Source organism: uncultured Chitinophaga sp., from assembly GCF_937898475.1.
Classification (GTDB): domain Bacteria; phylum Bacteroidota; class Bacteroidia; order Chitinophagales; family Chitinophagaceae; genus Chitinophaga.
Map to the genome: position 1 here is coordinate 299,817 of NZ_CALEJS010000042.1, position 13,536 is coordinate 313,352.

Here is a 13,536-nt window from a genome sequence, read left to right on the forward strand (position 1 = left end):
ACCCTGTAGCTCAGGATTTGTTAAATTCAATCATTACACCATGAAAAAATGGATCAGTCTGTTGGTTTCGGCCGTCCTGTTTGTTTCTTACAGCGCTCATTCACAAAAAGCAACGTCTCCAAAGCCTTTTTATTCCGCATCAGCTGCGGATCGTGCTCCTAAAGCAGCGGCCCGCCCTAAACTGGTGGTGGGTATGGTGGTGGACCAGATGCGGTGGGATTACCTGTACCGTTATGCCGACCGTTATACGTCTAACGGGTTTAAAAGATTGCTACACGAAGGTTTCTCCTGCGAAAATACGTTAATTAATTATACCCCCACCATTACCGCCTGCGGCCATACCTGTGTGTATACAGGCTCTGTACCCGCCATTCACGGTATTGTGGGCAATGGTTGGTACAGCCGGGAAATTGGCCGTAACATGTACTGCGCGGAAGATACCAGTGTAAATACCGTGGGCAGCTACTCCAAGGCAGGTAAAATGAGTCCGCGTAATATGCTGGTGACTACCATTGGCGACGAGCTCCGCCTGTCCAACAATTTCCAGAGTAAAGTAGTAGGCGTTGCCATTAAAGACCGTGGTGCCATTCTGCCCGCTGGCCACAGCGCTACCGCTGCTTTCTGGTTTGACGCCAGCGCAGGTAACTGGATCACCAGTACCTACTATATGAACGAGCTCCCCGCCTGGGCAAAGGAATTCAACGACCAGAAATGGCCGCTTCAGTACCTCAAAACACCCTGGACCACCCTGTATCCCGTTGAAACATACAAGCTGAGCACAGCGGATGATAAACCGTATGAAGGCAGGTTTCCGAATGTAGCCAACAGCGCTTTTCCGCATGATCTGAGCCAGCAGCCCGGCCGCATTGCCTCTACACCCTGGGGCAACACCATGACCCTGGAGTTTGCCAAAAAAGCGCTGGAAGCCTATAACCTGGGCGGCGGATCTGTTACCGATATGCTGGCCATCAGCCTTTCTTCTACGGATTATGTAGGCCACCAGTTCGGGCCCAACTCCATCGAGGCAGAAGATACTTACCTGCGCCTGGATAAAGACCTGGGGGCTTTCTTTGATTACCTGGATAAAAGGATCGGCAAGGGACAGTGGACCTTCTTCATTACTGCCGACCATGGCGTGGCGCATGTGCCCGGCTTTATGGAAGAGAACAAGCTGCCCAACGGCACCTGGGATGATAAGGTAACATTATCCGGCCTCAATGAGCAGATCAACGCTAAATTTGGCGTCAGCAAAGCTTTGCAGGCTTTCAGCAACTACCAGTTCTACCTGGATCATGCGGCTATTGCCAACGCGGGAAAAACAGCCAGGGAGATCACTGATTTTGTTATAGATCAGCTGCTGCAGCAGAAGGCCATTGCCAACGCCTTCCCCATCAAAGAACTGAACCAGACCACCCTGCCTGAGCCAATGCGCAGCATGATGGCCAATGGATATAATGTAAAACGTGGCGGAGATATCCAGGTGGTACTGCAGCCCGGCTGGATAGAGGGCGGTAAAACCGGCACTACCCACGGCCTGTGGTACCCCTACGATGCACATATACCCCTGGTATGGCTGGGGTGGGGCATTAAACCCGGCAAAAGTAACCGTACCATCGGTATGACGGATATTTCGCCTACCCTGGCGGCCCTGCTGCACATCCAGATGCCGAGCGGGAACGTAGGAAAGGTGATAGAAGAGATAACAAAGTAACGCTGAAGGCTGGCCGGAAGGCCAGCCTTTTTATTTACAGGCTGGTACTATTTTCACAAAAACGGCCGGAGCAAAAGAATGCCTGTGTGAAGCCTGGGAAAGACGGGGAAAATAATATAAGCGCCGCATCATAAGGGGAAGCAATAACACGTTTATTAATTTGGATTTGCTGCCAAATTTAATAAATTGCTATCCGGCTCAACCGTGAACGGCGCCATCAAACTAAAACTGTTACCTTGTCACACAACCCGCAAGCCACTTTTTCTTTCATTACGTACGAGGTTGATAAGCGTATTGCTGCCATTACTCTTAACCGGCCAGACAAGCGGAATGCTTTGAACGGGGCCATGGTAACAGAGCTGCAGCAGGCGTTCCGCCAGGCGGAAGAAGATGAGGCGGTAAAGGTGATTGTGCTGAAAGGCGCCGGTGAGGCCTTTTGCGCCGGAGCCGACCTTGAATACTTAAAACAGCTGCAAAGTAATACCTATGAGGAGAACCTGGCGGACTCCCGTTCGCTGATGCAGCTGATGCAACAGATCTATTATCATGAAAAGGTAGTGATTGCACAGGTAGAAGGCCATGCTATCGCTGGTGGCTGCGGCCTGGTAACACTCTGCGACCTGAGTTATGCCGTGCCCGGGGCCCAGCTGGGTTACACCGAGGTGAAGATCGGCTTCATTCCTGCCCTGGTATCGGTTTTCCTGGTCAGAAAGATAGGAGAGGGCAGGGCGCGTGAGCTGTTGCTCACCGGGAAGCTGATCAGTTCAGAGAAAGCCCGCGAATACGGCCTTATTAACGAAGTGGTACCTAAAGCCGGGATAGCCGGTTATGTACATCAGCTGGCTACCGCCCTATGCCATGAAGCAGCTGCCAACTCCCTGAAAGTAACCAAACAACTGATAGCAGGGGTGCTGGATATGCCCCTGAATGAAGCGCTGGAACAGGCCGCCCGGCTGAACGCCGCCACCCGCGGGCATCCGGAGTGCCGGAGGGGGATAGCGGCGTTTCTTAATAAGGAAAGGCCTGGCTGGTGAGAATTAATTAATCAGAAACCTATGAAAAAGAAGCATATAAAGTTGTTAAAATGCCTGCTCTTATTCCTGCTGGCCGCTCTGCCGGGGGCAGGCCGTTTGTACGCCCAGCATTATGTGTCAGATGCCAAAATCGTTTATAAACTTGAGTTGCCGCCTGAACAGCTGCAACTGGATGCCATGCTGGAGGGAAGCACCCTTACCCAGTACATGCGCGGGCACCTGAGCCGCATAGATATGAACCTGAATGTAGTGCATTATACCTATCTCATCAACAGTCGGGAGCAGAGCCTGGTAACCCTGATAGATAATCATGTAGATAAATACCTGATCCGTTCGGGGAAGGAAGAATACGAGAAAGAGCTGAAACAGTATGCCGGTATCCATTTTAAAGACCAGGAGGGTACCAAGGAGCTGGTGGGGCATACCTGCAGAAAGGCGATCGGTACCACGGCAGACGGTAAAACCTTTGAGGTGTATTATGCACCCGGCCTGATACCGGAAAACAAGCATTATAACCGCCGTTTTGTGAACCTGAAGGGTATTCCCCTGGAGTTTGAGATCATCACCCGTACGGGCGCTAAAATGAAGGTAACGGCGACTTCGCTGGACCTGCATCCCGTGCCTGTTACGATGTTTGAAGTACCGGTGTCTGGCTATAAAGTGATCAGTAAGGAGGAGCTACAGCGTATGGGGAACTAGCGGGGAATTAAAGAAATGTCAAATAAAAAAATCCCAAATTCCAAGATGCGAATGCTGTTTGGAATTTGGGATTTATTATCTGGAAATTGAATGCTCTACTTTAACGGAAGCACTAACTGCAATTTATGAAACTGCATGTTAGCCGGCTGCTGTACCTGGAAATTGTACGGCAACACGTAAGTGACGTTACCTTTCTTGTAAGTCATCACTGATTTGAAGTTCCATGTATTATTAGCTGTCAGCTTGAACTCAGAGTTGAGCATACCATTGTACCTGAAGCCATCCAGGCTCAGGTTGGTCTTGGGTAAAGCTCCGGCGAAGAGGCTGCTACCCGCTTTCTTCTTGTCTTTGTCATTATCACTGTTGGTAGAAAGATCGTTGGCCTTGCTGCTGATACTGCACAAAACCAGGATCCCTGCCAGTAAGCAGGACAATGAAAAAGAATGCAATATGGAGGTTCTCGTTTTCATTGTATCACAAATGTACAAACTTTTCAATATATCATATAACAAATTCTTAACGCAATTTAGTGAAAATTCCTAAGAAACTGTTAAATATTACATGAACGGCACCCTGAGGGGCACATTTGTCTGGTTGGATAAAATTATTATATTTACACTAATGAATCAAGACTTTCCATTATTTAACGAGGATTTTGAGGAGTTGAGAGACTTGTTGCAGCAGTTCGAAAACCTCAGGGCTGGCCGGTCTCATTCCTTCCTCGACGAAGACTCTTTCGAGCAGATTATCGACTATTACGATGAGCATGACGAGTTGCCCAATGCCATACAGGCCGCAGAAATAGCAATAGAACAGTTTCCATATTCTTCCACCCTTTTGCTGAAAAAAGCCAACCTCCTGATAGAAACCAAGAAGTACAACGACGCCCTTGAGTTGCTGGAGAAGGCAGCCATCTTAGACAGCACTGATATAAACCTGTATATCCTGCAAACAGATATCTACCTGGCCCTTAATCAGCATGAAAAGGCGGCCGCCCTGCTGGAAGAACAGATCCAGCAGTTTGACGGGGAAGACCGTACGGAGTTATTACTGGAACTGGCAGATGTGTATGACGACTGGGAGGAATTTGACCGTGTGTTTGACTGCCTGAAAATAGCGCTGGAACACGATCCTAACAACGAAGAAGCGCTGCATAAGATCTGCTTCTGGACCGAGTACACCGGGCGCAATGAAGAAAGCATCCGCCTGCATACCAATATTATCAACGAGCATCCCTACAACCAGCTGGCCTGGTTTAACCTGGGTACGGCCTACCAGGGCCTGAAGCTCTATGAAAAAGCGATAGACGCCTACCTGTATGCCGTGGCCATAGACGAGAAATTTGACTATGCCTACCGCAATATGGGGGATGCGTATATCCGTTTACGCAAGTTCCAGGATGCCATTGAAGTACTGCAGAAACACCTGGAAATAGCCAAGCCCGAAGATGTGATCTACGAGGCTATTGGCCATTGCTACGAGAAGATGCGCAAATTCACCCAGGCCCGCTACTATTACCGTAAGGCCTCGCACCTGAGTCCCCAGGATGATAAGCTGCACTACAAGATAGCCGTAGCCTACATGATGGAGGGTAACTGGGAGAATGCCGTTAAATCCATCGCCAGCGCATTAAAAATCAATAAGAACAGTGCAGAGTACTATATTGCGCTGGGGCAATGCTACCTGGAGCTGGACAAGAACAAGGACGCGCTGATACAGTTCATGCACGCCCTGCGCCTTAAACCATCCAGTGTAAGCTCCTGGCAGGAGTTTGTGCGTGGCCTGTATATCTCTGATTTCTTTGACGAGGCATTGGTGCAGCTGGATGAGGCAGAGCAGAAAGTGGGCCGCAAGCCTGTATTCCAGTACTACCGCGCCGCCGTACTGATTGCACAGGGCCGTACCAAAGAAGGCCTTATACAGCTGGAAACAGCACTGCAGATGGCCCCCCGCCAGCTTAAAAAGATGGTGGAGCTGGATCCAACGCTTCTGCAGCATACCAGTGTAGTAGAGCTGATCAGCCGCTACAGGAAAAAAAAGTGATTAGAACGCTGAACGCCGGATGCTGAAAGCTGAAGGCTGAATGCTCCATAAAAAAAAGCTGACCGCAGGCAAATATTGCAAACGGTCAGCTTTTTTTATCTGGCATCAGGGCCAGATCGTTATGTGCCCGGGATTCAGCATCCGGCATGCTGCGTTCAGCGTTCATCGTTTCGCATTCAGCCTTAAGCGTTTTTGCTCATTATAAATTAAAGATAGTTCTTATTTTTGCGCCGGTTTTATAATTTGGTACCCGATTTGGCTTAAAGACAAATAACTGAGCGATGAACTTTAATCTTACACAGATCCCTGACCGGACAAAAAAGCCCCGTAAGCATGGCCTGACCATGGTAATGGATAAAGGCCTGAGTTTGGAAGAAGCAAGGAATTTTTTGTCAGTGGCAGCGCCGCACGTAGATGTACTGAAGCTGGGCTTCGGCACCTCTTTCGTTACTCCGCGGCTACGTGAAAAGATTGAGCTGTACCAGTCCCATAATATCCCTGTATACTTTGGCGGCACGCTTTTCGAAGCTTTCCTGGTGCGTAACCAGCTGGATGAATATATCAAGGTGGTAAAAGACTACGGTATCACCTATATGGAGGTATCCGACGGCTCTATCACCATCCCGCATGCAGAAAAATGCGGTTATATTGAGAAGCTGGCCAAGCTGGGCCTGGTGCTCAGCGAGGTGGGTTCAAAAGATGCAGAACACATCATCCCGCCTTATAAATGGATTGAACTGATGAGCGCTGAACTGAACGCGGGCGCCAGTTATGTGATTGCCGAAGCGCGTGAAAGCGGTAATGTGGGCATCTACCGTGGTTCCGGCGAGGTGCGGGAAGGCCTGGTGCAGGAGATCCTGACCCAGATACCGGCAGAAAAGATCATCTGGGAAGCTCCTCAGAAGGCGCAGCAGCTGTACTTCCTGGAGCTGATCGGCTGTAATGCCAACCTGGGCAACCTGGCGCCGCATGAGGTGATTTCGCTGGAAGCCATGCGTATCGGACTGCGGGGTGATACTTTCCACTTATTCCTGGATAAGGAGTAGGGGTATGCAGCGGGTATGCGGAACCTGATAATTCATAATTGATGATGAAAATATTTGGCCTGATTGGCCACCCCTTAAGTCATTCCTTCTCCAAAGGGTTCTTTGCGGAGAAATTCCGGAAGGAGGGCATTAATGACTGCATATATGAAAATTTCCCCCTGGAAAATATCAGCCAGTTCCCTGCTTTGCTGGAGCAGCATCCCGGTTTGCGGGGACTGAATGTGACCATCCCCTATAAAGAAGCGGTGCTGCCATGGCTGGATGAACTGAGTCCGGCGGCAGAGCAGATAAAGGCCGTAAACTGCATCCAGTTTCACGAAGGTATACGCATTGGTTTTAACACGGATGTAATGGGCTTTAAAAGATCCCTGCAGCCTTTGTTAAAACCCCATCATACCAATGCCCTGGTACTGGGCACCGGCGGAGCCGCCAAAGCGGTAATGTTTGTGCTGCAGGAGCTGAATATTCCTTTTACCGTGGTGAGCCGCAATGCGCAGCAGGGGGTTATTACCTATGATACGCTGGACAAGGATATTATGACGGCGCATACGATCATCATCAATACTTCCCCGCTGGGTATGTACCCGGAAGTTGATGCGGCGCCACCGATCCCGTATGATCTTATTACCAAACGTCATCTGCTATACGATTTGATCTACAATCCCGCGGAGACGTTGTTCCTGCAGCAGGGCGCAGCTAAGGGCGCAGCAGTTAAGAACGGATATGAGATGCTGGTGCTGCAGGCGGAAGCAAGCTGGGATATATGGAATGAGCGGGGGTAGGGGGCTACCAATTTATTACGGATTCCGGACTAATTTATCCTGCAGAAGAACCCCCATTACCCTAAGGCTTCACCAAATAATACACACAGGTAGTCACAAAATTCCTGAAAAACGGTATATACGTTACCGGTGCCCATTGCCTGCGTGGCTGCAGGCCAAATTTGTATTTATAGATAGGATTAATGAGATAATGTTGTTTCAGCGTAACACTAAACCCCTGCTGCCGTACAATCCTTTCAAAGCGCTCAATGGAAATACCTGTATCTTTTATTTCCATCAGCTCCTGTATGGTGCTGTCGTGCTCACCGCCGGCTTTCAGCAAAGAGCGGTACAGGGGCTTGGGCAACAGGTGAATATATGGCATCATGCTCAGCATTTTGCTGCTGCAGATCTGCTGGTGGCCGCCATGCGGCATGTACCAGGGCGGGAAACCAAAGTATACCTGTCCCCTGGGTGTTAACAGGTTTTTCAGGTAGCCGATGATCTTTGACTGATCGGGAATATGCTCTATGGCATCTTTCAGGATGATCAGGTCAAAAGCGTTGCGGAACTCTCCGAGGAAATCAACGTCGTAAATATTTTTAGTGATCAGGCGGAGCTGGCCGCTGTTCACATAAGTGCTTAAAAATTCATTGGCCAGTACGATCCTCACCGGGTCAAGATCCACCCCAACGCACGCACAGCCTTTTTCGAGAAAGGGGGTGAGTACGCCGCCTTCGCCGCAGCCTATTTCCATGACACGTAAACCTGTTGTTACAGGCATGGCCTGTTCAATGAAAGGGATCACGTAAGTGCGGGAATTATCTACCTGCTGCTGGTATCTGATGTTGGCGTCTTTATGTTGTTGTAAAGCCATAAGGCGCTAAAATAACAAAAATGTCAAATACTTTGCGTGTAAGCTGTTAGCCTATAGCTGTTGGGTTTTAGCTATCGATGACAACGGGCTGACCGTTAAAAGCTAATAGCTAAAGGCTATCTTTGCACCATGAATCAACACCAGGAAAAGAATATCTACCAGGAAGGACAGGTGCTGCTGGTTAATAAACCATTGCACTGGACCTCTTTCGATGTAGTTCGCAAGATCAGGAATACGACCAAAGCAAAAATAGGACATGCGGGTACGCTGGATCCGCTGGCCACCGGGCTGCTGATCTGCTGCACCGGTAAAATGACGAAGAAGATCAATGAATACCAGGCCCAGGAAAAAGAATACACCGGTACATTTACGCTGGGCGCCGTTACCCCCACTTTTGACCTCGAATCTGAACCGGAGCAGCATAAGGATACCGCAGGAATAGACGAAGCGCTGCTACACGCCACTACTGCACGTTTTATGGGAGAGCAGCAGCAGATGCCGCCCATACATTCTGCCATTAAACAGAACGGAAAACCCATTTATCACCTGGCCCGTAAAGGGGTGGAAGTAAAGGTGGAGCCTCGCCGTATCTTCATCAAAGAATTTGAATTAACAAAGATTGAGATGCCGCTGGTGTTTTTCCGGGTGGTATGCAGTACGGGTACCTATATCCGTTCGCTGGCCAATGATTTCGGTGCTGCGCTGGGTTGCGGGGCTTATCTCAGCAGTTTATGCAGAACACGTATCGGGGAGTTTAAATTATCAGATGCGGTAGAAGTGAATGCGTTTATAGACAAATTCAAACAAGATCAGAACGGATAGCCGATGGCTATGTTCCAGATGATATTTTCCCTTCGCCACTTTTTATCGGCCAAATCCCATTCGCTGATGTACCAACCATGGCGCTGCCCGGTGTAATAGGGTACTTTCAGCGGAATGCCCCAGTCAAGTCTTACCAGGAAGTAGTTGAAATCCAGCCGCAAACCGGCGCCTGTGCCCACGGCCAGGTCGTTATACAGGGTGCTGAGGTGAAATTCGCTACCAGGGCGGGCGGGATCTTTACTCATCATCCAGATATTACCAATATCCAGGAAGGTGGCGCCTTTCAGGTTGATGGTGCCCCTGAACATGCGGATGAGGTCAAAACGCAGTTCTATATTGCCTTCCAGCTTCATGTCGCCTGTCTGGTCGGGAAAGATCCGTGCAATCTCAGAGCTGTCTTTATAGGAGCCCGGTCCCAGTGTACGCAGCCGCCAGGCGCGGATGCTCATCGGGCCGCCGGCTGTAAACTGCCGTATGTAGGGCAGTACCTGCGATTTGCTGTAGGGCACTCCCACCCCTGCATACACACGGGTGGCCAGGGAAGCATGCAGGTTAAAGTTCCAGTAGTGGCGGTAATCTGCTTCCAGCTTTATATAGTTGGAAATGGTAAGCCCTGTTACAGATTCCAGGTCGCTTCTGTGACCGGAGATCGTGCCTGCAATGCTGTTGAGACCATTGAGCCAAAGGCCTGATTCTTCCAGGTTGGCGCGGAAGTAGGAATTATGGCGTTTATGAAAGATGTCGTTATTGCTGAAGATGAAGGTGATGTTCTCGCCGCCGATGAAAGCCGGTTCAAAACTTCTTTTCAGGTAAGGGTTCTTGTTTACAACGGTGTCCCTGAAGTCAGGGTCCAGGCTAACGCCTACGTAGTTCAGGGAGATGGGTTTTACGATCCAGCGTTTGTAGGCAGACTCGTTCCACTCGTATCCGAAAGAGGCGTTGATGTTACTGATCTTGAAGCGGTCAATCCTGGACAGGTAGTCAAAACCGGCTGTCAGGCGCGTACGCATGGAAGAGCGGTTGCTCTGCCGGATGCGGAAAGGCGCGATAAAGCGCGGGAAGGTAAGATCTACCTGTACGCCGAACTGTTTGGCCTGTACTACAAAATTGTCCAGCTGGTCACGGATGGTCTCTATACCTGCGTTCAGGCTCACACTCAGCTGGTTGGCAGACCTGTTCAGGTTCAGATGCCGGTAGTTGAGGCTGATGCCGCTACCCACCAGGTAATCGCTACTGGTGCTTACCTCAAAGTTGGCGCCCAGCTCCTGTCTGCGTTTGGGCGTCAGGAACAGGTAGGCGTCCAGCTTGTTGGCCGTGTCTTTCTTTTCCCGGTATTGCAGGCTGATGGAGTTCCATACGCCCAGGTCATACAGGCGGTTAATGGTATTGGTTTGCTGCTGCTGGGAGAACAGGTCGTCCTTACGCAGCAGTACCGAGCGGGATAACACCCTGGGGCGGAGATATTCCGTTCTTGACCGGATGGTGATATATTTCCTGGTATCTGATTTAAAGGAAGTATCGGCGGGGTTGGCGCTGAGTGGGAAATCCGGGTATACGAAGATGGAGTCAATACGGTACACTTCCCAGCGGCCAAGACTATCCTCCGGGTTCTTAATGCGCACGGTAATGTCCATGGTCGGCTTTTCCAGTCCCCGTCTTTCACTGAATATATTGGAGATGCCTTCAAAAGGGTTCAGCGGGTTGCGGAACAGTGCTTTATGAAGGGTGTCTATTTCAAATTCGATGGCATCGCGGGAAAACTTGTAGTAGCCGGCGTCTTTAGCCAGGCGCATCAGGCGTTCCCTTTCACTGATCAGCGATTCCTGCTTGTAAGGCGTATTCTTTTTTATAAGGGAGAATGGTTGCGAAGCCTTTACCAGTTTAAGAATGGCGGAATCCTGCACATCGTAGTAAACGTTGTTGATGATAAAGTTTCTGCCCGTGTTGATCTGGTAGGTGATACTGGCTTTCTGGCGTTTGATCTTTTCCGTATACGAGGCGGTGGCGTAAAAATAGCCCTGGTTGTTCAGGTAACTCACCATCCGGTTAACAGATTCTTTTGTTTTGATGGAATCATAGATAACGGGGGCTTCGAGGTTTCGGGGCGCCAGTACCAGGTTCCAGAACCAGTTGGATTTTTTCTCGTTGTATTTCTGGTTGTAAAGAAAGGTCTTTATCCGTGTGCCCATGAATTTTGAGTTGGGCTGTTGCAGCATCAGCGATTTGGAGGTCAGGGAGCTACGGATGTCCTGCCTTTCGGCGGCTACCAGTCCTTCGCCTTTCACTTTGACGGAGACGGTAGTATACAGTTGCTGGTGCTTCTGGAGGTATTTGGTGTTGGAGCAGGCCGTCAGCATTAACAGGGCAATCAGTAATACTGTATAGTTCAGGTTAAGAAAGGAGGAACTATGTGGCGGCTGCATTTCGATGAAAACAATTATGATATTTTTTAAATAGTTTTGACCCCATGTTATCAAAGGCGCAAATTAAGTATATTCAATCATTACAGCATAAAAAAAACCGTCAAATATCCGGCCAGTTCACGGCAGAAGGAGATAAGATAGTGCTGGAGCTGCTCACCGGCGGGCTTGCACGGGAGGTGTATGCTACTGATGATTGGGTACATGAACAGGAAGCGCTGCTGGCAAAGCTTTCCGGGGTAGCGGTAACAGTGGTGGAACCCCAGGTGCTGAAACAGCTCTCGGCCCTCACTACACCTAACAGGGCCATTGCCCTGCTGGACATACCGCCTGCCACAGCCCCCGCGCCGCTCACCGGTACCGTATCGCTCGCGCTGGAAACCATCCAGGATCCCGGTAACCTGGGCACCATCATTCGTATAGCCGACTGGTTTGGTATCAGCAGCATATACTGCTCACCGGATTGCGTAGATACCTACAACCCCAAAACCATTCAGGCTACCATGGGCAGCTTTGCCCGTGTGCAGGTTATCATCCATGATATTGCTGAGCTGCTGAAAACCAGCGATGTGCCCGGCTACGCCGCCACCCTGCATGGCCGTGACATTACCGCATTTGAGCGGGTTAAAGAAGGTATCCTCCTGATCGGCAATGAATCCCGCGGCCTCAGTCAGCAAATAATAGACCTCAGCACCCACCACATCACCATCCCCCGCCTGGGTGGCGCCGAATCACTGAATGCAGCTGTTGCCACCGGCATTATTTGTGGAAGGCTTCTGATATAGCTGTTGGCTGTTAGCTGTTAGCTATTAGTGATTTTCCCGGAGGTAATTATCGCTTCAATAGCTACAGCTAAAACTAGCTATTTAAACTGTATCGCCTTCACCGGTGTGATCCTGCGGATAATTAAAGAAGGTAGCAATAATACAAATACACAGATCAGGAAGGTGCAGATGTTGATGAGCACTATTTCGTGCCAGCGAAGATCTATGGCGGCTACAGACATATAATACGATTCTTCAGGCAGTTTGAAGAAACCTGTCTGCTGCTGCAGGACTGCCAGGCCAAGGCCCAGGGTATTGCCAATGGCAAGGCCTATCAGCACAATGTAGGCGGCCTGGAACAGGAACATTTCCTGGATGCCTGTATTGCGCATGCCCAGGGCTTTCAGTATGCCCACCATATTGGTACGTTCCAGTATGAGTATCAGGATAGCGGTGATCATGTTGATCACCGCTACAATGGTCATGATAACAAGGATGATCAGCTCATTTTTGTTCTGTAACCTGAGCCAGTCAAAGATGTTGGGATAGATATCGCGGATGGTGCGTACAAACAGTTTTTCGGGCACTATATTATCCAGATGCAGGCCGATATCGTCCATTTGTTTATAGTTGGCGGTAAATACTTCATAGCCCCCGATATCGGTAGCGCCCCAGTTATTCAGCTTGCGGATCAGGTCAAGATCGCCGATCACATAAGTCTTGTCATATTCTTCAATACCGGTTTTGTATATGCCCGTTACCGTTAACTTACGGGCGCGGGGCGGTAGTCCGCCACCCTGTATGAAATATACGATCACCTTATCATTCAGCTGCAGGCGCAGCTCTCTGGCCATGCTTTCAGAGATCACTATTTCGGGAGAATAGCTGCTGTCTGTATATTTCAGGGGGCTGCCCTGTACCAGGAAACGCTGCAGCTGCTGCCAGTCGTAATGTGCATCCACTCCCTTGAATATCACGCCTTCAATATCTTTCTCTGCTTTCAGGATGGCTGATTTGGTAGCGTAGGCATTTACAAAGGTGATGCCCGGTGTGCTGTGCAGCTGGTGCAGCAGGGCAGTATCATCCGGAAAGGGGATCTGTTCGGTGAGCGGTCCGGCATTAGGCTGGTATTGTGTAATGTGTATATGCCCCCAGAAGCTGAATATCTTCTCCTGTATCACCTGCTGAAAGCCGTTCACCAGCGCAGTAGCCAGTATCATTACCGCTACGCTGATAGCAGTAGCTATAATGGCTATGTTGATGATGAACCTTGAAAAGGAGGAACCCTTGTTAAATGCGATCCGCCTGGCAATAAAGAAAGATAAACGCATGATAATACGAAGAAACGGAAAAAAGTAA

General features: G+C 49.7%; 12 protein-coding genes. 8 read left to right on the forward strand and 4 right to left on the reverse strand.

The window, feature by feature from the left end; genetic code table 11:
- Positions 1-40: 40 nt before the first annotated feature.
- From pafA to Q0577_RS26965, 3 genes are all read left to right on the forward strand, one after another.
- Positions 41-1,711, forward strand: a complete 1,671-nt coding sequence (gene pafA, locus Q0577_RS26955; protein ID WP_298741955.1) for an alkaline phosphatase PafA — start codon at positions 41-43, stop codon at positions 1,709-1,711.
- Positions 1,712-1,947: 236 nt separating this feature from the next.
- Entirely contained in the window at positions 1,948-2,745 is a 798-nt protein-coding gene (locus tag Q0577_RS26960; protein WP_298741957.1) for an enoyl-CoA hydratase-related protein, read from the forward strand.
- Positions 2,746-2,766: 21 nt separating this feature from the next.
- Positions 2,767-3,444 (forward strand): hypothetical protein, encoded by a 678-nt coding sequence (locus Q0577_RS26965; protein WP_298741959.1) that lies wholly within the window; start codon positions 2,767-2,769, stop codon positions 3,442-3,444.
- A 95-nt stretch (positions 3,445-3,539) separates the two neighbouring features.
- Here the strand turns inward: Q0577_RS26965 and Q0577_RS26970 are convergent, their stop codons facing one another.
- A complete protein-coding gene (locus Q0577_RS26970; RefSeq protein WP_298741961.1) occupies positions 3,540-3,914 on the reverse strand; it encodes a hypothetical protein in 375 nt (124 codons plus the stop codon).
- 151 nt (positions 3,915-4,065) lie between these two features.
- Here Q0577_RS26970 and Q0577_RS26975 point away from each other — a divergent pair, with 151 nt between their 5' ends.
- The 3 genes from Q0577_RS26975 to Q0577_RS26985 all read left to right on the forward strand — a co-directional run bounded on the left by Q0577_RS26975 (position 4,066) and on the right by Q0577_RS26985 (position 7,315).
- Entirely contained in the window at positions 4,066-5,487 is a 1,422-nt protein-coding gene (locus tag Q0577_RS26975; RefSeq protein ID WP_298741963.1) for a tetratricopeptide repeat protein, read from the forward strand.
- A gap of 281 nt (positions 5,488-5,768) precedes the next feature.
- Positions 5,769-6,533, forward strand: coding sequence for a phosphosulfolactate synthase (locus tag Q0577_RS26980; RefSeq protein WP_298741965.1), 765 nt, complete (start codon positions 5,769-5,771; stop codon positions 6,531-6,533).
- A gap of 41 nt (positions 6,534-6,574) precedes the next feature.
- Entirely contained in the window at positions 6,575-7,315 is a 741-nt protein-coding gene (locus tag Q0577_RS26985) for a shikimate dehydrogenase (RefSeq protein ID WP_298741967.1), read from the forward strand.
- 61 nt (positions 7,316-7,376) lie between these two features.
- On the opposite strand, the gene Q0577_RS26990 is transcribed toward Q0577_RS26985, so the two are convergent.
- On the reverse strand, positions 7,377-8,171 hold the full coding sequence (locus tag Q0577_RS26990; protein WP_298741968.1) for a class I SAM-dependent methyltransferase: 795 nt from the start codon (positions 8,169-8,171) through the stop codon (positions 7,377-7,379).
- A gap of 129 nt (positions 8,172-8,300) precedes the next feature.
- Between Q0577_RS26990 and truB the strand changes: the two genes are divergently transcribed.
- Entirely contained in the window at positions 8,301-8,993 is a 693-nt protein-coding gene (gene truB, locus Q0577_RS26995; RefSeq protein WP_298741969.1) for a tRNA pseudouridine(55) synthase TruB, read from the forward strand.
- Here the strand turns inward: truB and Q0577_RS27000 are convergent.
- Complete coding sequence (locus Q0577_RS27000; protein WP_298741970.1) at positions 8,981-11,416, reverse strand: BamA/TamA family outer membrane protein; 2,436 nt, start codon at positions 11,414-11,416, stop codon at positions 8,981-8,983. The genes truB and Q0577_RS27000 overlap by 13 nt on opposite strands.
- A gap of 44 nt (positions 11,417-11,460) precedes the next feature.
- On the opposite strand from Q0577_RS27000, the gene Q0577_RS27005 reads away from it, so the two are divergent.
- Positions 11,461-12,198: an RNA methyltransferase gene (locus tag Q0577_RS27005; protein WP_298741972.1), complete on the forward strand. Its 738-nt coding sequence runs from the start codon at positions 11,461-11,463 to the stop codon at positions 12,196-12,198.
- Between the two features lie 77 nt (positions 12,199-12,275).
- Here Q0577_RS27005 and Q0577_RS27010 read toward each other — a convergent pair whose 3' ends face one another.
- Positions 12,276-13,508, reverse strand: coding sequence for an FtsX-like permease family protein (locus tag Q0577_RS27010; protein WP_298741974.1), 1,233 nt, complete (start codon positions 13,506-13,508; stop codon positions 12,276-12,278).
- Between the last annotated feature and the right edge of the window lie 28 nt (positions 13,509-13,536).